The organism is Candidatus Pristimantibacillus lignocellulolyticus (assembly GCA_023639215.1).
Lineage (GTDB): Bacteria > Bacillota > Bacilli > Paenibacillales > Paenibacillaceae > Pristimantibacillus > Pristimantibacillus lignocellulolyticus.
In genome coordinates this window covers 3,609,976-3,636,404 of the sequence record CP097899.1, presented here as the reverse complement: position 1 = coordinate 3,636,404, position 26,429 = coordinate 3,609,976, and the positions used below count along the sequence as shown (strand labels likewise).

At 38.7% G+C, this 26,429-nt stretch carries 24 protein-coding genes and 1 other annotated feature; of the genes, 1 reads left to right on the top strand and 23 read right to left on the bottom strand.

Going from position 1 to position 26,429, the window contains the following annotated elements; genetic code table 11:
• Positions 1-136: 136 nt before the first annotated feature.
• The 9 genes from carB to lspA form a co-directional block, all read right to left on the bottom strand.
• Positions 137-3,358 carry a carbamoyl-phosphate synthase large subunit gene (carB, locus tag NAG76_15365; protein URN93208.1) on the bottom strand — a complete coding sequence of 1,074 codons (3,222 nt, stop codon included), beginning with the start codon at positions 3,356-3,358 and terminating at the stop codon, positions 137-139.
• Entirely contained in the window at positions 3,351-4,490 is a 1,140-nt protein-coding gene (gene carA, locus NAG76_15360) for a glutamine-hydrolyzing carbamoyl-phosphate synthase small subunit (protein ID URN93207.1), read from the bottom strand. The genes carB and carA overlap by 8 nt, the downstream gene beginning before the upstream one ends.
• Positions 4,491-4,518: 28 nt before the next feature.
• Positions 4,519-5,805, bottom strand: coding sequence for a dihydroorotase (locus tag NAG76_15355; GenBank protein ID URN93206.1), 1,287 nt, complete (start codon positions 5,803-5,805; stop codon positions 4,519-4,521).
• A gap of 134 nt (positions 5,806-5,939) precedes the next feature.
• Positions 5,940-6,839 (bottom strand): aspartate carbamoyltransferase catalytic subunit, encoded by a 900-nt coding sequence (locus NAG76_15350; GenBank protein URN93205.1) that lies wholly within the window; start codon positions 6,837-6,839, stop codon positions 5,940-5,942.
• A 12-nt stretch (positions 6,840-6,851) separates the two neighbouring features.
• Positions 6,852-7,415 (bottom strand): bifunctional pyr operon transcriptional regulator/uracil phosphoribosyltransferase PyrR, encoded by a 564-nt coding sequence (gene pyrR / locus NAG76_15345; GenBank protein URN96854.1) that lies wholly within the window; start codon positions 7,413-7,415, stop codon positions 6,852-6,854.
• Between the two features lie 397 nt (positions 7,416-7,812).
• Positions 7,813-8,220, bottom strand: a complete 408-nt coding sequence (locus tag NAG76_15340; protein ID URN93204.1) for a VOC family protein — start codon at positions 8,218-8,220, stop codon at positions 7,813-7,815.
• 204 nt (positions 8,221-8,424) lie between these two features.
• Complete coding sequence (locus NAG76_15335; GenBank protein ID URN93203.1) at positions 8,425-9,660, bottom strand: LL-diaminopimelate aminotransferase; 1,236 nt, start codon at positions 9,658-9,660, stop codon at positions 8,425-8,427.
• Positions 9,661-9,924: 264 nt separating this feature from the next.
• Positions 9,925-10,866 carry an RluA family pseudouridine synthase gene (locus NAG76_15330; protein URN93202.1) on the bottom strand — a complete coding sequence of 314 codons (942 nt, stop codon included), beginning with the start codon at positions 10,864-10,866 and terminating at the stop codon, positions 9,925-9,927.
• Positions 10,859-11,350 (bottom strand): signal peptidase II, encoded by a 492-nt coding sequence (gene lspA, locus NAG76_15325; protein URN93201.1) that lies wholly within the window; start codon positions 11,348-11,350, stop codon positions 10,859-10,861. Before lspA ends, NAG76_15330 begins: the two co-directional genes overlap by 8 nt.
• Positions 11,351-11,673: 323 nt before the next feature.
• On the opposite strand from lspA, the gene NAG76_15320 reads away from it, so the two are divergent.
• Positions 11,674-12,369: a molecular chaperone DnaK gene (locus tag NAG76_15320; protein URN93200.1), complete on the top strand. Its 696-nt coding sequence runs from the start codon at positions 11,674-11,676 to the stop codon at positions 12,367-12,369.
• Positions 12,370-12,380: 11 nt separating this feature from the next.
• On the opposite strand, the gene NAG76_15315 is transcribed toward NAG76_15320, so the two are convergent.
• The 14 genes from NAG76_15315 to ftsZ all read right to left on the bottom strand — a co-directional run bounded on the left by NAG76_15315 (position 12,381) and on the right by ftsZ (position 26,414).
• The gene (locus NAG76_15315; GenBank protein ID URN93199.1) at positions 12,381-12,698 is read right to left on the bottom strand and encodes a DUF5665 domain-containing protein; all 318 of its coding nucleotides are present in this window, start codon (positions 12,696-12,698) and stop codon (positions 12,381-12,383) included.
• Between the two features lie 870 nt (positions 12,699-13,568).
• Positions 13,569-16,661 (bottom strand): isoleucine--tRNA ligase, encoded by a 3,093-nt coding sequence (gene ileS / locus NAG76_15310; GenBank protein URN93198.1) that lies wholly within the window; start codon positions 16,659-16,661, stop codon positions 13,569-13,571.
• A 54-nt stretch (positions 16,662-16,715) separates the two neighbouring features.
• Positions 16,716-16,989, bottom strand: a binding site (T-box leader).
• A gap of 142 nt (positions 16,990-17,131) precedes the next feature.
• Entirely contained in the window at positions 17,132-17,620 is a 489-nt protein-coding gene (locus tag NAG76_15305) for a DivIVA domain-containing protein (protein URN93197.1), read from the bottom strand.
• Positions 17,621-17,715: 95 nt separating this feature from the next.
• On the bottom strand, positions 17,716-18,498 hold the full coding sequence (locus NAG76_15300; protein URN93196.1) for a YlmH/Sll1252 family protein: 783 nt from the start codon (positions 18,496-18,498) through the stop codon (positions 17,716-17,718).
• Positions 18,499-18,516: 18 nt separating this feature from the next.
• On the bottom strand, positions 18,517-18,735 hold the full coding sequence (locus NAG76_15295; protein ID URN96853.1) for a YggT family protein: 219 nt from the start codon (positions 18,733-18,735) through the stop codon (positions 18,517-18,519).
• Between the two features lie 81 nt (positions 18,736-18,816).
• Positions 18,817-19,269 (bottom strand): cell division protein SepF, encoded by a 453-nt coding sequence (sepF, locus tag NAG76_15290; protein ID URN93195.1) that lies wholly within the window; start codon positions 19,267-19,269, stop codon positions 18,817-18,819.
• Complete coding sequence (locus tag NAG76_15285) at positions 19,269-19,982, bottom strand: YggS family pyridoxal phosphate-dependent enzyme (GenBank protein ID URN93194.1); 714 nt, start codon at positions 19,980-19,982, stop codon at positions 19,269-19,271. Before NAG76_15285 ends, sepF begins: the two co-directional genes overlap by 1 nt.
• Positions 19,982-20,833: a peptidoglycan editing factor PgeF gene (pgeF, locus tag NAG76_15280; GenBank protein URN93193.1), complete on the bottom strand. Its 852-nt coding sequence runs from the start codon at positions 20,831-20,833 to the stop codon at positions 19,982-19,984. Before pgeF ends, NAG76_15285 begins: the two co-directional genes overlap by 1 nt.
• A 301-nt stretch (positions 20,834-21,134) precedes the next feature.
• Positions 21,135-21,416 (bottom strand): YlmC/YmxH family sporulation protein, encoded by a 282-nt coding sequence (locus NAG76_15275; protein URN93192.1) that lies wholly within the window; start codon positions 21,414-21,416, stop codon positions 21,135-21,137.
• Between the two features lie 237 nt (positions 21,417-21,653).
• Entirely contained in the window at positions 21,654-22,436 is a 783-nt protein-coding gene (gene sigG, locus NAG76_15270; GenBank protein URN93191.1) for an RNA polymerase sporulation sigma factor SigG, read from the bottom strand.
• A gap of 118 nt (positions 22,437-22,554) precedes the next feature.
• Entirely contained in the window at positions 22,555-22,947 is a 393-nt protein-coding gene (locus tag NAG76_15265) for a DUF4352 domain-containing protein (GenBank protein URN93190.1), read from the bottom strand.
• A gap of 202 nt (positions 22,948-23,149) precedes the next feature.
• Complete coding sequence (sigE, locus tag NAG76_15260; protein ID URN93189.1) at positions 23,150-23,872, bottom strand: RNA polymerase sporulation sigma factor SigE; 723 nt, start codon at positions 23,870-23,872, stop codon at positions 23,150-23,152.
• A gap of 287 nt (positions 23,873-24,159) precedes the next feature.
• Positions 24,160-25,092, bottom strand: a complete 933-nt coding sequence (spoIIGA, locus tag NAG76_15255) for a sigma-E processing peptidase SpoIIGA (protein ID URN93188.1) — start codon at positions 25,090-25,092, stop codon at positions 24,160-24,162.
• Positions 25,093-25,322: 230 nt separating this feature from the next.
• Positions 25,323-26,414, bottom strand: a complete 1,092-nt coding sequence (ftsZ, locus tag NAG76_15250) for a cell division protein FtsZ (protein URN93187.1) — start codon at positions 26,412-26,414, stop codon at positions 25,323-25,325.
• Positions 26,415-26,429: the final 15 nt, after the last annotated feature.

Genomic DNA, 26,429 nt, shown 5'->3' with positions numbered 1-26,429 from the left:
TTGATGAAAATACTTCTTAATAATAAAAAGTTACTTCGGAAGCATCATCTAAAACTTTTTGTTACTTGATGAAGTTATCGCTACACCTTTCCTATTAGAAAGATGTAGCGACTAATTACTTTCTATAGCTTAATCCTTACTTCTGTTGCAATACTGGCATCGCGCTAGAAGTGAAGTTAATTGTTTGCATCATTGTCAGTAAAGCTCTTACTGTATCAAGTGATGTCATACAAACTACCCCATTCTCAACTGCTTCACGACGAATTCGGAAGCCATCACGCTCAGGAGTTTTGCCCTTCGTAAGTGTATTTACTACGAATTGAGCATGTCCTTCGCGGATATGGTCAAGAATATTTGGAACATCTTCACTTAGTTTATTAACACGCTCTACGTATAATCCAGCAGCTTCTAGAGCATCTGCAGTACCACCAGTTGCCATTAGCTTGTAACCTACGTTAGCAAAACCACGCATTAACTCAACTGTTTCTTGTTTATCTTTATCCGCTACTGTTACAAGAATTGTACCAGAGTTAGGAATCTTCATGCCTGCACCAATAAGTCCTTTATACAATGCTTTAGCAAATTGTACGTCACGGCCCATTACTTCACCTGTAGATTTCATTTCAGGAGTAAGTGTAGGGTCAACGCGACGAAGTTTCGCGAAGGAGAATACTGGAACTTTAACCGATACATGATCATCTTCAGGCCACAAGCCATCTACATAACCAAGCTCAGCAAGGCTATCATTCAAGATTGCACGAGTTGCAAGATTTGCCATCGGAATATTCGTTACTTTACTTAAGAATGGTACTGTACGAGAAGAACGTGGGTTAACTTCGATAACATATACTTTCTCTTCGTGAATAACAAACTGAATATTTACAAGCCCGATAACTTTAAGTGCTTTTGCAATTTTAATTGTAATGTCTACGATTTGTTGCTTAATGTCTTCAGAAAGTGATTGTGGTGGATATACGGCAATCGAGTCACCTGAGTGAACCCCTGCGCGCTCAACATGCTCCATAATACCTGGGATAAGAACTGTTTCGCCATCACAAATCGCATCAACTTCTGCTTCTTTACCAAGCATGTAACGGTCAATCAATACCGGATGCTCAGGATTAATCTTAACTGCTACTTTCATATAGCTTAACAAATCTTCGTCAGAGTATACAATTTCCATTGCACGTCCACCAAGTACATAAGACGGACGTACAAGAACTGGATAACCAATAACTCGAGCTGTAGCTACTGCTTCCTCAACCGTCGTTACTGTTTTACCTTCTGGCTGAGCAATCTCTAAGCTACGAAGAAGAGCTTCAAACTTCTTACGATCTTCCGCTTCATCGATACTTTCAAGACTAGAACCAAGAATTTTTACGCCAGCTTTAGCAAGTGGAGAAGCAAGGTTAATCGCTGTTTGGCCACCAAACTGAACGATTACACCAATGGGTTGCTCTTGCTCGATTACGTTCATTACGTCCTCGAAGAACAAAGGCTCAAAGTATAGACGATCAGATGTGCTGAAGTCAGTTGAAACTGTTTCAGGGTTGTTATTAATAATTACTGCTTCATATCCTGCATTTTGAATTGCCCATACAGCATGTACAGTTGAGTAGTCAAACTCAATACCTTGACCGATACGGATTGGACCAGAACCTAGAACAAGGATTTTTTCTTTCGTTGTTTCAGTTACTTCATTCTCAACTTCATAAGTGGAGTAGTAGTAAGGAGTAACTGCTTCAAATTCCGCTGCACAAGTATCAACCATTTTGTAAACTGGAACCATACCTTGAGCTTTACGATGTGCACGAATATCATTTTCGTTCGTGAATGCAGCACCTGGGAATCCTTCTTGACGAAGTTCAGCGATTGAACGGTCAGAGAAACCTTTACGTTTCGCTTCATATAATAACTCTTCTGTTAGTTCTGCTGTTGAACGAATAATATCTTCAAACTTCACGATACCTTCGATCTTATCAAGGAACCACCAGTCGATTTTCGTAAGATCTTGAATTTCTTGAAGAGCATAACCACGACGGAATGCTTCAGCAACTAAGAACATACGTTCATCATCAGGTTTCATTAGACGTGTACGAAGCACATCTTCAGAAAGCTCAGTAGATTCTTTCAAATGAATTCGGTGAGCACCGATTTCTAATGAACGAACTGCTTTATGAATTGATTCTTCGAATGTACGACCAATCGCCATAACTTCGCCAGTTGCTTTCATTTGCGTACCTAATTTACGGTTCGCATCAACGAATTTATCAAATGGCCAACGAGGAATTTTTGATACGATATAGTCAAGTGCTGGCTCGAAGCAAGCATATGTTTGACCTGTAACTGGGTTAACAATCTCATCAAGTGTATAACCGATTGCAATTTTTGCTGCCATTTTCGCAATTGGATATCCCGTCGCTTTAGAAGCAAGAGCAGATGAACGAGATACACGCGGGTTAACTTCGATTACATAGTATTGGAAACTGAACGGATCAAGAGCGAACTGTACGTTACAGCCACCTTCAATGTTCAGAGCACGAATGATTTTTAATGAAGCAGAACGAAGCATTTGATATTCACGATCAGACAAGGTTTGAGAAGGTGCAACTACGATAGAGTCACCAGTATGAACGCCAACTGGGTCGAAGTTTTCCATGTTACATACTACGATACAGTTATCGTTAGCATCACGCATTACTTCGTACTCTACTTCTTTCATACCTGCAATTGATTTCTCAATTAGACATTGGTTGATTGGAGAATAACGAATACCTGAAGCTACTGTCTCACGAAGTTCTTCTTCGTCTGCACAGATACCGCCGCCTGTACCACCTAGTGTATAAGCAGGACGAACGATGATAGGATAACCAATTGTGTTAGCGAACGTTACAGCATCTTCAACTGTCGTTACGATATCACTTTCTGGTACTGGTTGTTCTAGTTCACGCATTAATTCACGGAACAAATCACGATCTTCCGCTTTTTCAATTGCAGTAAGTTGAGTACCTAGCAATTGAACATTCTCTTGCTCAAGTACTCCAGCACGAGCAAGTTCTACCGCCATATTAAGGCCTGTTTGACCACCAAGTGTTGGAAGCAAACCATCCGGACGTTCTTGACGAATAATTTGAGATACAAAGTCAAGTGTAATCGGCTCGATGTAAACTTTATCAGCCATGTTTGTATCTGTCATAATAGTTGCTGGGTTACTGTTAATTAGTACAACTTCATAACCTTCTTCTTTCAAAGCTTGACATGCTTGAGTACCAGCATAGTCAAATTCCGCCGCTTGTCCGATGACGATAGGACCAGAGCCAATTACAAGGATTTTTTTAAGTTTATTATTTTTAGGCATTTTGTAATTCTCCTCTCAACATTTCCGACAATACAGCTTGACGAGGTTTTTGCGGATTTTCTTGCTTATGCTTGCGAATCATTTCAATAAATTGGTCGAATAAGTAGCTTGAATCTTCTGGTCCAGGAGCAGCCTCTGGGTGATACTGTACAGAGAATGCTGGGAACGTTTTATGTTTCAAGCCTTCAATTGTTTTATCATTGTTATTAATATGTGTCACGATTAGATCAGTACCTTTGATAGAATCATCAGTAACTGCGTAACCGTGGTTTTGTGAAGTAATGTAACAACGGTTTGTTTCTAACTCTTTAACTGGATGGTTACCACCACGGTGACCAAATTTCAATTTATCTGTATCAGCACCGCATGCAAGAGCAAATAGTTGATGACCAAGACAAATACCGAAGATTGGGAATTCACCAAGTAGTTGTTTAATTGTTTCTGCAACATGAAGATTATCTTTCGGATCCCCAGGGCCATTAGACAATTGAATGCCATCTGGTGCAAGGCGACGAATTTCTTCAGCAGTTGTGTCATGAGGAACAACTACGATATCACAATTACGTTTGGATAGTTCACGAACAATTCCACTCTTAGAACCACAGTCGATTAGTACAATACGTTCTTTGCTACCTGGATTCGTGTATACATAATCCGTAGAAGTTCTTGCTACTTGATCATGAAGAATTGGAGTAGCTTTCAAACGTTCTAGTAGTTCTTCAACATGCTCGTTACCAGTTGTAATAAGACCTCTCATAGATCCAAATTGACGAATTTTACGTGTCAACATACGTGTATCAATATCAGAAATACCTGGAATCTCATATTCTTTCAACAAATCGCCTAGTGAATATTGTGCACGCCAGTTACTTGGAATTGGTTCGTAACGACGAACCGCTAACCCATAAATATTAGGACGAATCGCTTCAAAGTCATCACGAGTAATACCGTAGTTACCAATTAGTGGATAAGTCATTGTTACGATTTGTCCACAGTATGATGGGTCAGACAAAAGTTCTTGATATCCTGTCATACCTGTATTGAATACGACCTCACCGATCGTTTGAGTTTCAGCACCGAATGATAATCCTTTAAATAAAGTTCCATCTTCTAACAATAGTCTTGCTTGCATCCGTTTCACTCCTCAAAAGTTGTTATTTCTATTCAGTCCAGACAATGTTTCCATTAACGATTGTTGCTACAGGCCATCCTTTAAGTTTCCAACCACCGAATGGTGTGTTGTTGCTCTTAGATAAGAATGTGCTTGGATCAACAGCTTGTTCGTTTTCGATATCAACAATTGTAATATCAGCAGGCTTTCCAACTTCAAGGCTACCTTCTTCAAGACGGAACACTCTAGCTGGATCTTGAGTCATACGTTTCAGTAGGAAGCCTAGTGTCCAGCGACCAGTCTCTACAAAGTGAGTATAAAGTAATGGGAATGCTGTTTCCAAACCAACGATACCAAATGGCGCTAGGTCAACACCCTTTGCTTTTTCCTCAGCGCTATGTGGCGCATGATCTGTAACGATAATATCTATAGTACCATCCTCTAATCCTTCAAGAACAGCTGCTACATCTCGTGGAGTACGAAGTGGAGGATTCATTTTCCAGTTTGCATCATCAAGACCAGGAATGTTCTCATCAGATAAGATTAAGTGATGGGGACAAACTTCTGCAGTTACTTTAATACCAACTTGTTTTGCAAGGCGAATCAATCGAACAGATTGTTCTGTACTTACGTGACAAACATGATAATGTACGCCAGTAGCTTCTGCAAGTAAAACATCTCTACCTACATGAATCGCTTCAGATTCATTAGGAATCCCTTTAAGTCCATGTTTGCGTGAAAACTCACCTTCAGATGCCCAAGCACCTACAACCAATGAATCATCTTCACAGTGTGCAATGACTGGCATATCAAGAGATTTTGCCAGTGTCATTGCGTCTTTCATCATTTGAGCGTTTTGCACGCCTACACCGTCATCTGTAAAACCAATAGCTCCAGCTTCTTTTAATGATGCAAAGTCAGTAAGCTCACGTCCAAGCTCATTTTTTGTAATAGAAGCATAAGGAAGCACTTTAACTAATTGCGCCTCTTCGGATTTGTCGATAATGTATCTAACCGTTTCAGCAGTATCTGTAACAGGTCTTGTATTAGGCATACAAGCGATTGTAGTGAAACCGCCTTTTGCAGCAGAACGAGAACCAGTAATAATATCTTCTTTATGAGTAAAGCCAGGATCACGTAAATGCACATGCATATCGATAAAACCTGGAGATACTAATTTCCCCTGTGCATCAACTACTTCTGCACCTTCTGTATTAACCGTTTCAGATGCATCAACAATCGCAGCAATCTTACCATCTACTACCTGTATATGCTTACCTTCTAAACTAGCACTAGACTCATTCCATACTTTACCGTTCAAAATCCATAAAGACATTGTCATCCTCCTAAAAACTTTTCTTTTGCATCTTGTGTAACTTTTATTAAAGAAAAGTTACTTCGTAAGCACTCGTTACCTCTTGGATATTACTTCTCGCAAACGAAAAGTACATCGGAAGCATTATTCACCATTTATACAAGTGCACGCTCGATAACCGCCATTCGAATCGGTACCCCATTTGCCATTTGCGGGAATATTTTCGAATTTGCTGCCTCTACTAGGTCACTGTCAATCTCCACATCTCTATTCACTGGCGCTGGATGCATTATAATCGCATGGTTCGCCATTTGATTTGCACGCTCTACCGTTAGACCATAGCTCGCTCTATAAGTATCAGCTGACTTCAATAATCCAGATGAATGACGTTCTAGCTGAACTCTCAGCATCATAACTACATCTGCTTTTATTGCTTCGTCCATACTTACATATTGCACATCAAGATCTTTTGCTTGCATATCATCAGGAGCACAGAACATTACATTCGCTCCAAATTGACGAAGTGCATACAGATTACTTCTTGCCACTCGGCTATGCAGAATGTCTCCAATAATCGCTACATTCAATCCTTTTAATGAGCCGAAATGTTTTTGCATTGTATATAGATCAAGCAAAGCTTGAGTTGGATGTTCGTTGTTACCATCACCTGCGTTAATTAGTGGAACTTTAATTTTAGGTGCCATTTCTGCAAGCAAGCCAATTGGTTTTAAGCGAATTATCCCCATGTCGATACCCATTGATTCTAATGTTCTTACTGTATCGTAGATGGATTCACCTTTTTCCACACTTGATGATGCTGCACTGAAGTTAATAACTTCGGCACCTAAGCGCTTTTCAGCAACTTCAAATGAAGTTCTAGTACGCGTACTGTTCTCAAAGAACATATTAGCAACAAATTTTCCGTTAAGTAAGTTATGTGTTTTATTTGCATGTTGTTCCCAGAAGGCAGCTCTGTCAAGAATGGATTGAATCTCATTTTGACTAAGATCCTTCAAACCAAGTAAACTTCTTGTTTGAGTTTGAGTAATCGTCATAAAATGGCCTCCCTAGTGAATAATCGTAACCTGATCAATACTATCAATTTCAGTGAATTGAACTTGTATCTCTTCTTGTTTTGATGTGGGAACATTTTTACCGATGAAATCTGGTCGAATCGGCAGCTCGCGATGACCACGATCTACAAGTACAGCAAGTTGTACATTTTGTGGTCTACCTAAGTCCATAATGGCATCCATAGCAGCTCTGATCGTTCGTCCTGTATATAAAACATCATCGAACAGAATGACTTTTTTGTTCTTTACCAACGTAGAATCTAGTTCTGTATCACCTGGTGCATTGGCAAGTTCAACCATCATTTCAGCTATTTCGCTTCGATCATCACGGTACTTCGTAATATCAAGTTCTCTTACAGGTACTATTGTGCCCTCAATTTCCGATATTCTCGCTGCTACTCGATTGGCAAGATACACGCCTCTAGTCCGAATACCTACGATAATGCAATCTTCAATACCTTTGTTCTTCTCTACAATCTCATGTGCAATTCTAATTAGCGCACGTCTAATTGCGGTTTCATCCATGATTACATGACGTTCTCCTTCTGACACGAGCATCTCACCCCACTTTTCATTAATATGTCCATCATCAATACCGAACTGTCGCAAAGTAACAAAAAAACTCCTTGCGTCAGTCCGCAAGGAGTTGTGAAAGCTGTATGGTTCGATAGGTTGCCTGTGCCAAATAGTGCTTCCTTCATCGAGGAGCGTATGTTGGACACAATTCACCTATTAGCCTTACTTCACGTTACCTTGCCAGCCTCACGGGGCTGAATTAAAGGTACATCTGTATTGAAATAATTATCCCATGTTCGACATGATATGTCAAGAGAACCGCAGCATATTTGATAATACAGATTACTACGTTTTGAGAACTTACAGAAAGCAGAAGCATTGAAGAAAACAAATTGATCTCAGCGTATACTTCTGAATCAATTTATCTAGTGTTGGCTTCTCAATTACTAAGATCTTTATTTTCCGCAAAAATAGAATGAATGTTACCTTCAGGATCGGCAAAGAACCCCGTTGTATGACCCCAAGACTTTGTTACTGGTTCTGCAATCGGAGTAGCTCCTTTGGAGACGAAATCACGATAAAGCTCATGAGCAACTTGTGTAGATTCACATTGAAAATTGAGTTCAAAGGCTTGCCCACTATGTATTTCTTTAAAAGAAGGATGCCCGTTAGTATTATCAGCCATTAAAGGTTTCGAGCATATTGCAAAGCGAACTCCGCTATTCTCAAATTCTACATAATGATCTTCCTCAATAACGATAGTAAACCCAATTACTTCACGATAAAAACGTGCTAAACCAAGGACATCATTCGATAATACAGTAATCCCTTCTAATTTTACTCTCATCTCGTACAATACCCCTTTATGAAAATTTATTATGATTATATCAATACGTACAAAATTGGAGCAACTTATATTTATCGACATAAAAACAGACATCTGATACCTTGTTTCAAATCGACGAAATGTAGTCGACCTTGAACAAATAAGGTATGCAGTGTCTGTTAATGTGTGAACATCAAATTATTGATGTAATAAATTCATTATATATTAAAGACTAAGCTGTTTAATACGTTCGATTGCACGTTCTGTGTTCTCACGACTACCGAAAGCAGTTAATCGGAAGTAACCCTCGCCGCATTGACCAAATCCAACTCCCGGTGTTCCCACAATATTAGCTTCACTTAATAAGTAGTCGAAGAAACTCCATGAGTTATACCCCTCTGGTGTTTTCAACCAAATGTAAGGCGCGTTTACTCCGCCAAATACTGAGAAGCCCGCTTCACGTAGACCATCACGAATCATAGCTGCATTCGTCATGTAATAATCGACTAATTCTCTTATTTGAGCTTTACCTTCTGGAGAATAAATCGCTTCTGCACCCTTTTGTGTCACATATGATACACCATTGAATTTCGTAGTATGACGTCTATTCCATAACTCATTAACACTAACTGCATTACCATTCACGTCACGACCTTGAATTTCTTTCGGTACAACAGTATACGCACAACGGATACCAGTAAATCCAGCAGTTTTAGAGAAGCTACGGAATTCAATCGCAACTTTTTTGGCCCCTTCGATCTCATAAATGCTATGAGGTACATTATCTTCAGTAATAAAAGCCTCATACGCAGAATCGAATAAAATAATGCAGTTGTTTTCGATCGCATAATCGACCCATACTTTAAGTTCTTCTTTTGTTAATGTCATACCAGTAGGATTATTTGGATAGCATAAGTAGATTAAGTCAACTTTTTGAGTAGGAAGACTTGGTTTGAAGTCATTCTCTGCCGAACAATCCAAGTAGACAATTTTTTCATAACGACCCATATCATTAATAAATGCTCCAGCACGTCCAGCCATGACATTCGTATCGACATAAACAGGATATACAGGATCTTGTACAGCTACAATACTATCGCTACTAAAAATTTCTTGAATATTACCAACATCACATTTCGAACCATCGCTTAAAAACACTTCATCATTATTGAGCTCTACTCCCCGAGCTCTATAATCATTAGCAATAATCTCATTAATCAAGAAGGAATATCCTTGTTCAGGACCATATCCTTTAAATGTTTCTACATTAACCATATCATCAACAGCAGCATGCATCGCTTTAATAACTGCTTGCGGAAGTCCTCTCGTAACATCACCAATTCCTAGACTAATAACATCTGCTTGTGGATTTTGTTCCATATATTTCGTTCTACGTTTAGCTACTTCTGAAAATAAATAGCTACCTTGTAGCTCTAGAAAATGCTGGTTCATTGTTGTCATACTCAATCACCGATCCTTTTCGTATCTTTTCGTTATGTATAAGGATAGCGTAAATCGAATTAAAACATAATGCAGAATGTAATCAATTGTTTGTACATATTGCAGGTTTTAATATTTGTTGAACAAGAAAAATCTAATAATTTGTAATATATTAAATTAAAAACATTTCATCATTTATCGCAAAATATAACATTGAAATAAAAAGACTGTATACAAACTAGAAGAAATTCTTCTAGTTTGTATACAGTCTTGAACACTTGCGTTCTAACGGGATCGCAAATTCGTTAATATTTCAATAAAATCATTCGGCAATGGTACTTCAAACTGTAATCGTTCGCCTGTGCGAGGATGCGTGAAACCAAGAATACCAGCATGAAGTGCTTGTCCTTTTAACGGAATTGTTTTATTACGTCCATATACAGGATCACCAGCTAATGGATAACCAATATATTTCATATGCACACGAATCTGATGCGTACGACCAGTCTCGAGTTGTAACTCAACAACTGTGTAATCCCCACCAATTCGTTCAATCACTGTGAAATGTGTAATGGCATCCTTCGCATTAACATCCGTTACCGTATATAATTTACGATCGTTACTATCACGTCCAATTGGTGCATCTATTGAACCAGAATCATGTGGCATATTACCATGTACAAGTGCAGTGTAACGTCTTGTAACCGAATGTTCCTTCAATTGTTCCGCAAGAGAGACATGTGCTAGATCATTTTTGGCTACCATCAATAATCCTGTCGTATCACGATCAATACGATGGACAATACCCGGACGTAACACGCCATTAATACCCGAGAGATCTTTACAATGGTGCATGAGCGCATTGACTAACGTACCATTAGGATGACCTGGCGCAGGATGCACCACCATACCACGAGGCTTATTAATTACAATGACATCTCTGTCCTCATAAATAACTTCTAATGGAATATTTTCAGCTATAATTTCTAAAGCTTGAGTTTCTGGTACTCGTACAGTTATCGTATCGTTTTCTTGAACTTTATAGTTACTTTTAATAATTGCTCCATTTACTTGTACATGAGCTGTTTTTATCCACTCTTGCACTTGGGTACGTGAAATTGCTGCATTTTCAATCGCATCCGTTATAAATTTATCGATACGTATTCCTTGAGCCTCATCATTAGCGATAAACTCGTAATTCTCTTGTTGTTCTATAATGTTACTCATTTTCTACGGCTACCTTGCCTTTCTGCTCTTCTTTTATGCTTAGAAGCGTATCAAGCATAATAAGAATTACCCCAACTACAATTGCAGAATCTGCAACATTGAAAATCGGGAATGTATAACTACCAAAATTAAATTTAAAGAAGTCAACAACTTCTCCAAAGCGTGCACGATCAATAAAGTTACCAATAGCGCCACCAAGTACTAGTCCTAATCCAGATAATAACAATACACTTCCACTTTTACGAACGGATTGAGCATACCAAATAATTGCTCCAACAATGACAATAGTAATGATAATGAAAAATACTCGTTGATCTTGCAGTATCCCGAATGCTGCGCCACGATTTCGATGAGAAGTAATTTGAAAGAAATCACCAATCACACTAAAATGATCACCAATCTTCATATTATTAACAATCCATTTTTTGGATATAAAATCCAAAATCAAAACGACTACTGCAATAACATAATAATAAAATCGCATTCTCCCACTCCTAAAACTTTTCATGTTCTTTAACGGCTTAACTTCTTGCAAATGAAAAGTCACTTCGTAAGCATATACTAAAACTTTTCATGTCCTTCATTGGCTTAACTTCTTGCGGTTGAAAAGTTAATTCGTAAGAATAAACCTAACTTTTCATGTACTGTCCAAAATAAGTGTAGCACATCCAACTTTTACAATCTAGTTTTACATTACTTCTTCAAGATGGGGTTAATAATCTCTTATCCCAAAGATTGTTCGTACTGAAATACATACATTTAGCAAACAATATAACCATTCCATAAAACGAAATGGTGGTGCAATACGTGAAATCAACTCTTACATCGCAACAACTGCAGCATTTCCGTTCTATTTTGCTTGAAGATAAAAACAGTATTATTCAGCAACAACAAACGTACGCTGAAACATCTCCAATAAGTAGTCAGAGTAATGTAGATGCTGAATTATCAATGTATGATAACCATCCAGCAGATCAAGCAACTGAATTATATGAACAAGAACGCGATAAGTCTTTCGCTCAAGCGCAATTACGTCAACTTACACAAATTGATGATGCATTGAACCGAATTGAATCAGGAAATTACGGAAGTTGCGTAACCTGTCAATCTGCAATAGATACAGAAAGATTAGAAGCTATACCCGAGACACTTTACTGTCAGCAACATGCAAATGCAAACCATGTCGCTAACCCTCAATACGAATACGAACCATTAGCATTTACTCGACTCAACTACGACGACGAAGACTACACCGGATTCGATGGTGAAGATATGAGTCAGGCTTTGTGGGACTACGGAAATAGTAATCTGGCTCAAAACTCACAAATGCTTGATACTGAATTCGCAGCTGAAATCAATGAGGAGCTTCATGGATATGTAGAACCATTAGAAAGTTTTGTTGCTACTGATATAACTGGATCACATGTTCATATTGTACGTAATGCAGCATATCAAGAGTATATGAAAGCTCATGAAGGCGACGAAGATCTGGAATTAATATAAACTCATTGCAGTTATTCTATTTGCTTCTGAACAATTCTTACGATATCAGCAATGTAGTCACCAATAATCGGCAAATTAAGGGCGCCTAATGCTTGAAGCAGCCAAACAATAAACGTCGCAAAGAACGCCAATCCAACAGCTGAGCCTACACCTCTAGCAATTCCACCCATAAAATTACGCCATAATAACTTAAATGGTCGATTCATAAGGGTTACGTAATCTGCTATTTGTGTGCGTTCAAGGTCATTCGTAACTTTGACTAGCCGTTCCTCTATTGCATCGAGAGATTGCTTTAACTTGGATAGCTCATCATCATCAGGTTTTGTCATTGTTACTCCTCCTTATCATTCGGTTTTTCCATTTTATATAAAATCAATTCATCATGATCACAAGTGGACGTTTTGAACTACCTTACAATAAAAGTTTAAAACGTTCGCTTGTCAGCATCAAGAAGGTGACCTGAAGCTAGGAAATGAGAAGCACAGTGTACGTACTTGGTACACGAGCATCGCAGGCTTTCGATGAATGCCAGCTTCGTAGTTGAATAAGCTACAACGCGATTCATCATGATCACAAGTGGACGTTTTGAACTACCTTACAATAAAAGTTTAAAATGTTCGCTTGTCAGCATCAAGAAGTGACATGAAGCTAGGAAATGAGAAGCACAGTGGACGTACTTGGTACACGAGCATCGCAGGCTTCCGATGAATGCCAGCTTCGTAGTTGAATAAGCTACAACGCGATTCATCATGATCACAAGTGGACGTTTTGAACTACCTTACAATAAAAGTTTAAAATGTTCGCTTGTCAGCATCAAGAAGGTGACCTGAAGCTAGGAAATGAGAAGCACAGTGTACGTACTTGGTACACGAGCATCGCAGGCTTTCGATGAATGCCAGCTTCGTAGTTGAATAAGCTACAACGCGATTCATCATGATCACAAGTGGACGTTTTGAACTACCTTACAATAAAAGTTTAAAATGTTCGCTTGTCAGCATCAAGAAGGTGACATGAAGCTAGGAAATGAGAAGCACAGTGTACGTACTTGGTACACGAGCATCGCAGGCTTTCGATGAATGCCAGCTTCGTAGTTGAATAAGCTACAACGCAATTCATCATGATCACAAGTGGACGTTTTGAACTACCTTATAATAAAGCCCGCTAGCCACCTAGGCACGCGGGCTTTTATTAATATGTCCTTATTTGTTAATGAAAATGCCTATCGATTTATCGCCGAGTTGTACAATCTCCATACCCGCTTTTTCAGCAAATGAAACAGATTGAACAAGAAGATTTTCTTGCAGCAACTGATCAAATCTCTGTAAAGCAGATTGCAAATCATGATCAACATGCAATACTAGATCGATACGTTTTTCAATTGGAAGGTCTAACTTCTTACGAGTATCTTGCACCGCGCGAATAACTTCACGAACCCAACCCTCTTGTTCTAGCTCTTCCGTAATGTCTGTATTAAGCGCTACAGTCACACCATTACCAGAAGCGGAAGCGAATCCTGATTTTGCTTTTTTCTCAACAAGCAATTCATCAAGTGTAACTTCTAAAGTCTCGCCTTCTTCTGTCGTGAACGTATAGTTACCACTATTAACGATAGCACGCGTTTCTTCAGCAGACATTTCTTTAAGTGTATTCTGAATCGGAGAAACTTGTTTACCAAATTTACGTCCCGCTACTTTAAGATTCAATTTCAAACTGAAATCTACAAAGCCGCTGTCAGAATTTTGGACAACAATATTTTTAACATTGATCTCGTCTTTAATAATGTCTTCATAAGAAGTCACTTCAAATTCACGATCTAGAGAAACGATTAGCTCAGAAAGTGGTTGACGAGTTTTGATACCCGTTTCGTTACGAACATTTCGCGCAAGCTCCACGATGACTTTCGAGCTTTCCATATCGCGCTCAAGCTCTGTATCAATTAGGCTTTCATCTGCTACCGGATAATCTCCAAGATGAACACTTTCTACGCCACCAAGATTGCCCCATACATCTTCAGCAAGTAACGGTGTATATGGTGCGATCACTTGAGATAGTGTAAGAAGAACATGACGTAATGTTTGATAAGCCGCTACTTTATCTTCTGTAAGACCACTTCCCCAGAAACGATCACGCGAACGACGAATATACCAGTTACTCAATTCATCAACGAATACTTCAATTGATCTTGCAGGATTTAAGAAGTCATTAACTTCAAGTCCTTTAGATACCGTTTTAATTAGCGTGTTTAGACGAGAAATAACCCAACGATCTAATTTATTCGTAGATGCTACTGTTGCATGCTCTTCATGATTGAAACCATCAATAGAAGCATATAACGCATAGAATGCATGAGTATTTACAATTGTATCAATAACTTTAGATTTCGCTTCAGCTACAATACCTTTAGAGAAACGTTTACTATTCCAAGGGGCGCTGTCTGCAAGCAAAGCCCAACGGAATGCATCTGTACCAAATTCTTCGATGATTTCCCATGGATCGATAACATTTCCTTTAGATTTGGACATTTTTTGCCCATTCTCATCAAGAATATGACCTGTAGAAAGAACTGCTTTATATGGCGCTTTACCATTGAAGAGCGTAGAAACTGCTAATAAGCTATAGAACCACCCGCGAGTTTGGTCAATTCCTTCACAAATAATATCAGCAGGATATTGATCTTCGAATTTCGCATTGTCGCCAAATGGATAATGTTGTTGTGCAAACGGCATAGAACCGCTGTCGAACCATACATCAATAACTTCAGAAGTACGTCTCATTACTGCACCTTCAGCAAATGGGCTCTTCAGTAAAATCTCATCTACATAAGGTTTGTGTAGTTCAATATCTTCTGGTACGAAGTCTACAGCACGCGCGCGTAGATCAGCGATGCTACTTGGCGCATATTGCTTGCCAGTCTCTTCACAAATCCATACGTTCAGTGGAGTACCCCAGTAACGATTACGACTAATATTCCAGTCGACTAGATCCTCAAGGAACTTACCAAAGCGTCCTTCACGAAGGTGGCCTGGATACCATTCTACTCCAGCATTGTTAGCAATCAATTGATCTTTTACAGCAGTTGTTTCGATAAACCAGCTTTCTGTTGCATAGTACAGAAGTGGAGACTTACAACGCCAGCAGAATGGATAGCTATGTTCATAACGTTCTTTAGAGAACAATAGTCCTTTTTCACTTAGCATTTTCACGATATCTACATCGCAATCTTTAACGAAGCGACCAGCTAGATCAGTAATCTCGTCGATGTAACGTCCTGCATTGTTTACTACTGCTAACATACTTATACCATTAGCACGGGCAACACGGTAATCATCTTCACCATGAGCAGGTGCGATATGAACGATACCGGTACCGCTAGAGTCACTTACAAAGTCACCTGGAATTACTAAATGACCTTTTTCGATTGATACATAGTTGAACGGAGGTAAGTAGCTACGACCTACTAGCTCACTTCCTTTCAATGTGCTAAGCACTTTGAAATCTTCTTTCATAACTGATTCAACTAGGTTGGCTGCAACGATATACACTTCGCCATCTTTAGCTACGCGAACATAATCAAGCTCTGGATTAACTGCTAACGCTACATTGGCAGGCAATGTCCAAGGTGTTGTAGTCCAGGCTAGAATAAATTCGTCGCTATCCGTCAGCTTAAACTTAGCAGTCGCACTCAAATCCTTCACATCTTCATAGCCTTGTGCTACTTCATGAGAGCTTAATGTTGTTTGACAACATGGGCAATAAGGACTTACACGGTGTCCACGATACAATAGCCCTTTTTCATGAATTTTGGAAAGAATATGCCATACACTTTCAATATATTTGTTATCAAGTGTAATGTATGGATTATCCATATCTGTCCAGTAACCAATCGCTTCTGTTAATTCACGCCATTGCTTCTCATATTCAAATACGCTGGCTTTACATTTCGTAATAAATTTCTCAACACCGTATGCTTCAATCTCCTGTTTCCCAGAAATACCAAGTTCTTTTTCAACTCCAAGTTCTACAGGTAGACCATGTGTATCCCAGCCTGCTTTACGGATGACACGATATCCAGACATCGTACGGTAACGACAAATAAAGTCTTTGATTACTCGTCCTAGAACATGACCGATATGCGGCTTACCATTCGCTGTTGGAGGTCCTTCATAAAATACGAAATTCGGTTTACCTTCACGATTTTCGATTGATTTCTTAAAAGTATCTTGCTCTTGCCATTGTGCTAATACACGTAACTCACGAGTACGTGCACGTTCTTTAACGTCTACGCGTTGCATACTTGAACAGCTCCTCTCATTCTCAAAAAACAAAAAATAAACCTCATCCCTATGGAAAGGGACGAGGTTAGTCGCGTTACCACCCTTGTTCCGCTCTGAAACGATTATACTTGCGCATAAATGATCAGAACGACACTTTGGTACGAATACTTGATTCGTATTCCTTATATCGGAGGAAAACCCGTCTACCCTTATTACTTATCGATAGATAAGGTTCAGGATAGCTTCTCGGAGATGATATTCCATCTATGTCCGTGCACCGAATTTCACCAACCATCGGCTCTCTGAGGCAGTACATACATGAACGTGTTCTCGTCATCGAATTGCAAATATAAATATCAATGATTATAACAATATTTATAGCTGATTGATAGCATAATGTCAATTGAAATATGCTAAAGGTTTTCTAGATATGTCATTCATAAAGATATTAATTAACTATCCCTAAGTATGGTCATTACTAGCTAACTCTATTCGTGAACAACAGGTTCAGGGCGATCTGATTTAAGCGTATCCCATGATTCTTCTGCTAACAACTCTAATTGAGCTTCAACTAGCGTACGGAATCTTGCGCGATAGATAGATGCTTGTTTTTTCAGTTCATCCACTTCAAGTGAAACTTTACGTGATTTGTTCAAAGACTCATTTACGATTCGATCAGCATTTTTCTCGGCTTCTTTCACGATCAATTGAGCTTCTTTCTTCGCATTACTTCGAACTTCATCTGCAGCCTCTTGTGCGACAATAATCGTTTTGCTTAACGTATCCTCAATATTAGAGAAATGATTCAAACGCTCTTGCAAAGTAAGCATTTGATTTTGCATTTCTTTATTTTCACGGATAAGTGCTTCATAATCTTTAATAACTAGGTCCAAGAATTCATTTACTTCATCCTCGTCATATCCACGAAGTCTACGTGAAAACTCTTTATTATGTATGTCCAATGGTGTCAATGGCATTGGAGCACCTCCTATGGTCATTTCTAATCAAACCAAACTGTCTAACTATGTATGAAACCATATTCGACAACGATAAGCAATTTCCTGCAAATTCTCTAAATAAATTTACTGATTTTCACGCGAATTCTGCCCTTTTTAGTTACACCATCAACTTCAGCAACTTTAAATCTACCCATACCTTTAATCGAAACTACGTCGCCTTCTTTCAATTGCTTAGATGGATCTTCCTCTGTTCGCCAATTTACCCGGCAACGACCGGCCTTAATTGGATCAACGATTTTAGTTCGACTTACACGGTAAGCATCGCTAGCAATACCGTCTAATCTTAGAGATGCAACAGTAAAGCTCAACTCCTCGAACTTAGCCACGACAGGTTGTAGTTGTTCAATCGAGATGATATCCGTTAATACATTTAGGCGATGTACTTGCCTAAAACCAATATCAAGGAATTGTGCCATTTCTGATGTAACAACGATATGACAGAAATCATCATGTTGATGAATATCTCCTACTCGATCTCGCTTAATTCCGAGCCCAATTAAAGCTCCAAGGAAATCCCCATGATCTAATTCATGAAACTTATCGCTTTGGCTAGTGACTTGAAGAACTTTCAAATCTGCATCTTCGTATTCCACATCGCGGTAATCTGGTACGATAATCGCACGCTTACGTTCTGCATCATCGTAACCACCATCGAATTTAATATTTACTGATCCTATCCGATTAGCTATCGTTGTCACAATAAATTGTTGTCTCGGATCTAAAAAATCGGTCCGTCTAAGCTCATGTAGCTCAGCGGACCGTTCTATCCATTCTTGTGCGCGATCAACAAATGGCTTCTCTTCAGGATGGAAATGACTATAAAATCCGTCCTTCATATCCACTCACCTTTAATTTTATCCAGCAATTGCTTCGATGATGAAAAAGACTCCTGATTTAATGAAGCCTAATGCGATAAATGCCACGATTGGCGAGATATCTAGCATTCCTCCGATTGGCGGAATAAATCTACGGAAAATAGATAGATAAGGCTCAACAATCCTCCCTAGAATTTGACCAACCGAGCTGCTTCTTGCATTGGGAAACCACGACAATAAAATGTATGCAATAATCATGTAATTGTATACTGTAAATAGTAGCTCTACAATATTTTTGAATTCTACCAACAAACTTATGTCACCTCATTCTGTCTTCATTTATCTATCAAAATGTGCCAATTCTGTAATAGAACCTTGTACTTCAACTGTCTCAGGAGCACATAAATAGATATTTGGTCCTAATTTAGAGATTGAGCCGCTAAGTGCGTACACTGTTCCAGATAAGAAATCTACGATGCGCAAGCCAAGTTCACTTTGAACACGTTGTAAGTTTACTACAACTGATCTGCGATTACGAATTTCATCTGCAATGGCTTGTGCCTCATCATAGCTCTTCGGCTCACATAAAACCATGCGTGTATTTTTCTGAGTGTGTAGACTTACGACATTGTTACCAACATTAGAAAACTGTTGATTTCTTGATTGTTTACGTGATTCGAATGGATTCGTTTCAACTTCTTGATCGTCATGTGTAGCTACACGTTCACGTTCCGTAATCTCTTCTTCCTCTTGTAAACCGAAATAGTTCATAAACTTATTAATAACACTCATTATTCATCCTCCTCTGTTCCAATTAATATTGTGCCAAGTCGTACAAAGGTAGCTCCTTCTTCAATTGCAATTTCATAATCGTTGGACATTCCCATCGATAATTCAGTTACGGTACACTTGCCATTCCCATTTGCAATCAGCTCATCACGCAATTCTCTTAATCGACGGAAAACAAACCTTGTCTCCTCTTTCTCAAGTTCAAATGGAGCCATAGTCATTAAACCAATTGGTAAAACGCGTGGATACTCTTGTAGCTGTTCCAAAAATAGCGATACCTCAGCAGCATTCATTCCTTGCTTCGACTGCTCTCCAGATACATTGACCTGAATAAAGCATTTAACTGTTGTATCTAACTTCTCAGCCTGCTCCTGGATCGCTTTTGCTAACGAAAGTCGATCTAAGGAATGAATGTACTGAAACTTACCAACAATATCTTTCACTTTATTACGTTGCAATGATCCAATAAAATGCCATGTTGGAGTTGCTTGTCCCGCTCCTGTATGTTCATGTATGTAATCCCATTTGTCTTTTGCAATTTGCCAACGGTTTTCACCTAAATGTAACACGCCTGCTTCCACGGCTTCTACGGTTCTAGCTACGGAAACATACTTTGTTACTCCAATGACATTCACAGCGTCCGATTCTCTACCTGCACGAGAAGTTGCTTGAGTTATTGTCTGCTGCACATGGTGTATTCGATCTTTGATACTCATTAATAGATCACCTTTCTCGATAGGCCAATCCAACTAGCCATTCTACCTGTTAAGCCATTTTCCATACGATGGCTAAAGAACATATCAGTCCTACAGCCAGTACATAAATTACTTAATTCGATATGAGTCGGCAATATTCCTGCTTTTATCATAATCTGTCGGTTGATTTCTTTCAAGTTAATATAAGCCTTTGACTCAGAAATAGGCCTAATTACTCCATTAATCGTATCTTCCTGTAGTTCAAGTCTTTGCCATAAAGCTTCGAATTGGTCTACAACGTATTGATCTACCTCATAGCAGCATTGATCAATGGATGGTCCTATCGCTACCATAAGTTGATCTGGCTTTGTTCCAAAATGTAAATTCATTGCTTCAACCATCTCTTTTGCTATGGCTGAAGCCGTTCCTTTCCACCCTGCATGTGCTAAACCAATTGCCTCATGAACGGGATCCCAGAACAATAAGGGTACACAGTCCGCATAAAATGAAGTTAACAAAATATTAGGTTCGTTCGTAATTATTCCGTCTGCACCTTGAATCGCATCTGACATTAAGAGTCTACCGCGTCCACGATCTTCAGCTGTTACTTTTACGACAACATTGCCATGTACTTGCTCCGCATTCGTCCAAGCATCAAATTCCCATCCAATACTATCCGTTAATAATTGTCGATTACGAACAACTGATTCTACTTCATCATTAACATGTAAACCTATATTGAAAGAGGCATATGGCTTATCGCTATAGCCCCCTATTCTAGTCGTAAATCCTGTTGTCAAATTCGCACATTGTAACATCCATTTTTGGAGTAACAATTGATGCGATGCAACACCTGCAACAAATGGTTCCATCTCACTCACCTCAGATTATTTCCTAGTTTCATATTCGACACCGACTCGGCTACGTTGTATAGCCGCGTGATCACAGTCATCGATTTTGAACAGCCAATTCCAATAAAGGTTTAAAAAGTGGGCTTTTAGAACCAAGAAGATGACGCGTTACTTGAGAAAGGCGGAAGCGTAAGTGTACGTTATTGGTACATGCGAACCGTACTTTCCAAGTTCGCTTCATATTCGATGTCGAGTAACCTACGGTAGCCTAATCATCGTTATCAAAGTTCACTTTTTGAACAACCTCTTTAAGTTTAACTTGTTAGATACGAGCATGCAAATCCTCATCCTCTGCGCGAACTGATCTCGTTTCTTCCATTCGCACAAGAACGACATCTGTTCCGATTTTCACAATATTGCGCCATGGAATAACAATCTCTGAACCGGCTGTGCCAAATATACCGAACATGCGTTGCACTTGAGGAATAACAATCGAATCGATTTTCCCTTGACGTAAATCTAATTCAATATCACTAATATGCCCAAGCTTTTTGCCATCTACAATATTTATAACATCTTTGGATTGGAAATCAGATATTTTCATACTACTCATCCGCCCCTTTAACAAGCTATGATCATTTAGTATATGTATGTAAAAGTTAAAGTATATCTGACTGTAAGGCAAATCCAAATAGAATTTCAATGTTCAAATGTACAAAGAAAAAGCTGTTTCAAGATCCATTTATGAAGTAGCCGTAACCTATGTATTTTGCAATTACATATGGTTACAAATCCATTCACGAATAGTCTCAAAACAGCTGTAGACGTCAATTTTTATACTTTAGGCATTAACATATTTTTGCATTTGTTGAATTGCTGATTTTTCCAATCGCGATACTTGTGCTTGTGAAATGCCGATTTCATCGGCTACTTCCATCTGAGTTTTCCCTTCAAAAAACCGCATAGATAAGATCATTTTTTCACGATCGTTCAAGCGATGCATCGCCTCACGTAATGCGATTTCTTCAATCCATGTAATATCTTTATTTTTCTCATCACTAATTTGATCTAGCACATAAATTGGATCGCCGCCATCGTTGAAAATAGGCTCGTACAAAGATACTGGGTCTTGAATAGCATCTAATGCAAAAACGACATCTTCTTTCGGAACATTAAGAACTTGCGAAATTTCCATAACGGTCGGTTCGCGCGCAAACTTATTCGTTAAACTATCTCTCGCTTGTAAAGCTTTATAGGCAATATCACGTAAACTCCGTGAAACTCTAATCGGATTATTGTCGCGTAAATACCTTCGGATTTCACCAATAATCATTGGAACAGCATAAGTAGAAAATTTCACATTTTGACCTAGATCAAAATTATCGATTGCCTTCATTAACCCAATACAACCGACTTGAAATAAATCGTCAACAAATTCGCCCCTATTATTAAAACGTTGAATGACACTTAGAACTAATCTTAGATTTCCATTAACTAATTTCTCTCTCGCTCCCCATTCATTACGAGTTTGTAGACCAGTGAATAATTCGCGCATTTCAACATTTGTTAGGACTGGTAGCTTAGCAGTATCCACGCCACAGATTTCAACTTTATTACGGGTCAATATCATTACCTCCCAAGGAGAAACATTAATGATCATTATCTCCTTGGGGAATGATTTTATTCCTGTTTTGACAATTTGCGACAAGATTCTGTGACTGCTAAGCGCACTTTAAATTGCTCTATTCATTGTCACCATGCATTTGAAAACGCTTTATAAGTTGTGTGATTTTCCTATAATTGTATTTAAAATTATATTCGGATAAATTAGGGTCAATATTGAATTTTAAGATAACCGTACAGAGTTCCTCAGGCTTTAACCGCTTCCAGGCCCATATCATCCCATGTTTATGTTCTTCACTAATATAACTAACATTAGGAAGCACTTCCTTGCCATCCGATACGAGCATAAAATTATTACTCGAAATTGAACCTTCATATTTTCCAGTATTTTTAACATTCGTTTTTATTACAACGGAATGTTGATCTCTTTGCAATTCGATCATTGAAAAGGTTAGTTGGAAGCTCAAATAGCTTAGCATAATTGGCTCTGCAGAAGTCATGATAGTAGGCATAAGCTGAAATACACACCTCCCTGCCACATTTTTTTGGTTAAACATATTCTATAGAGGTTCGAATTGTACGCATGACTGATCTAAGAAGATATTTACACGGAGATACCTCATAATTGCATGCGGACATATTAAGATTCCTACTAATAGCGTATGCTTCACTATCCAAAATGTACTGTGGTTGTTTAGGTTAGTATCATGTATTTTAGAGCATTTTATTAAATTCTTTTCGCAATCGCTTAATAATTCGTTTCTCTAGTCTCGATATATAGGATTGAGATATGCCTAGCATATCCGCAACATCTTTTTGTGTTTTTTCTTCTCCATCTGCAAGACCAAAACGTAATTGCATAATAATGCGTTCGCGATCAGAAAGCTTCTCAAGTGCTTTCTGTAACAATTTTCGATCAACCTGTTCTTCGATATTACGATAGATTGTATCGTTTTCTGTACCAAGCACATCAGATAATAGTAATTCATTACCGTCCCAATCAATGTTTAACGGTTCATCGAAAGATACTTCGGATCTCGTCTTAGAATTTCTTCTCAAATACATTAATATTTCATTTTCAATACAACGAGAAGCATACGTAGCTAGTTTAATTTTCTTTTCTGGATCAAATGTATTAACTGCTTTAATAAGACCAATCGTACCTATCGATACAAGATCTTCAATATTAATTCCAGTATTTTCAAATTTTCGGGCAATATATACGACTAGACGTAGATTTCGTTCAATTAAAATCGTACGGATGCTACCATCACCAGAAGGTAATTTGAGGAGTAGGTACTCTTCTTCTTCACGTGTTAATGGTGGAGGTAATGCTTCGCTACCACCAATATAGTAGATCATCTCATTCTTTAACCCTAATTTTAACATCAACCGATAAAAAGAAATTTGCGCTAACAACTTATACTTCAGCATCATAGTTTGTTCCTCCTAAAACTTTTCATTGGCTTCACGTTATAACTTCATAAGAATGATAAGTTACATCAAAAAGCATAGACTAAAACTTTTCATTGGCATCTAGGTATAATTATTAACCTACCTGCGTTGCTCTCTGTCCCGCAGGCGGGCTTTCAGAACCAAGAAGATGGAGTGCTATTTGTGGAAGGAGGAAACGCAAATGTACGTATTAGGTACATGCGTACCGGACTTCCCAAGTAGCGCTTCATATTCGATGTCGAATAACCTACGAAGACCAGTCATCGTTATCAAAGCCCGCCCCCACTGACCATTGAGGGGTGGATGATAGCCTGATACGACCCATCCCCACTCAACTGACCTCCATCAAAACCGATGAGTACTTTGATACTTTCAAAGCTCTTGCCGTCATGATTGACTTTGACACAATCAGGCTTAATTGCTAATAGAAATTGTGAACCCTTATTCACACCCCGAAAGGGGATTATTCTAATTCGATCTTGCCATTGAAATTGAAGTTGTTCGGTAGACAACAACATTAACGCATCATTCGTTTCTCCTTGCTTTAAAGCTTTCAAAAATTTAGCGGGTAACGCATCTTCCAATTTTGATACTTCGATAATCATAACTGGGTGTTTTGTAAGTGGGTCATATAATTGATTTCCTGTATCAATTAGCCCAGTGCATGTAAACATTTGACCTTCGATATCTACCTCTACTTCAGCAAGATGAGATTGCATCAGTTGATGTTTCTTTTTACTTCTTACAAAGCTTGAAAACATAAAAAGTGCAATTGCAAAACTAGCAAACAAATAAAAAATCCCAATATGTAGCTTAGTTGTAACCGTCCCACCAATAAATAGTACATTTGCCCATACTTCTTGAGAGCTTCTCATTAGTAGAAAATATAGTGCCATCATCCCTCCTGCTGCTACAAAACTAACGATATAAAAGCTTATTATGTCTCTTAAAAAAGATTGTAATGAATAATAGCCGAATGTAATGTATATCATGAGTATAGAGACAAATAGTTTAATCGAAACATGGTATAGAGACGAGAGACTAGGGAAGACCATTGCCATCGTATATAACGCCCCGACAGAGCCAGCAAGTAGCACACGCCAAGCCTTAGGCTTATAACCGCGTATCCACCCTGTTGTTAACAACAATACTCCATCTACTAACAATTCTCGTAGCAGCAGAACGTCTAGATATACTTTCATGTAATACCTTCCTTCAACTACAATAAAAACTCATTCTTCCTGTAGTAACAAGCGATTACTTCTAAAACAGTATATTGGATATATACTCCAAAGTCTGTCTGTTTATGTCAGCATGAGAGTTCTATTTTTGTCGGAAAAAGCGGTCATTACTAGATTGCTAAACTAGAAAAAGGGCTATACACTTACATCACTGTAAGTGTATAGCCCTTTAATATGTTTATACTAAGTTGTTATTTGCGACGTAAAAAAGCAGGAATTTCTAAATCATTAGAAAGGTTTGTACCAATAGGCTTCGTCGCTTGTGACTTTCCCGCTTCGCCTGCATCATTGCTTTGACCAGCTTGACGACGAGGTGCTGGTTCGCTAGGTTTTGCTTCAAAACCAGTCGCAATAACTGTTACTTTAATTTCTTCTTTAAGATCTTCATCAATGATCGCACCGAAAATCATATTCACATCTGGATCAGATGCAGAAATAACGATTTCAGCTGCTTCATTCACTTCATATAGTGATAGATTACTACCACCAGTAATATTCATAATTACACCACGAGCTCCATCGATAGATGTTTCAAGTAATGGACTTTGAATAGCTTTACGAGCAGCTTCCGCAGCACGATTCTCACCAGAGGCAATACCAATTCCCATAAGTGCTGAGCCACGCTCAGTCATAATTGTTTTCACATCTGCAAAGTCAAGGTTGATTAGACCAGGAACCATGATTAGATCAGAGATACCTTGGACTGCTTGACGTAGTACGTTATCTGCTTCACGGAATGCTTCAAGCATTGGAGTTTTCTTATCTACGATTTCTAATAGACGATCATTAGGGATGACGATTAGTGTATCTACTTTTTCTTTTAGAGCGTCGATACCATGTTCAGCTTGTCCAAAACGTTTACGTCCTTCAAAAGTAAATGGACGAGTAACTACACCAACTGTTAAAGCGCCGCACTCACGAGCAATTTCAGCAATAACAGGTGCTGCACCAGTACCTGTACCACCGCCCATACCAGCTGTAACGAATACCAAATCGGCTCCTTTAAGCTGATTAGCAATTAGATCGCGAGACTCTTCAGCAGCTTTTTTACCTACTTCAGGGTTTGCACCAGCACCAAGACCACGAGTTAGCTTATCACCAATTTGCAGTTTGTGCTCAGATTTTGCTAGGTGTAATGCTTGCGCATCAGTATTTACTGTTATAAAATCTACACCTTTTACACCATTCTCAATCATACGGTTAACCGCGTTACTACCGCCGCCACCTACACCAATTACTTTTATTTGCGCTAGTGATTCTAGTTCTAAGTCAAATTCCAACATCTACACGACTCCCCC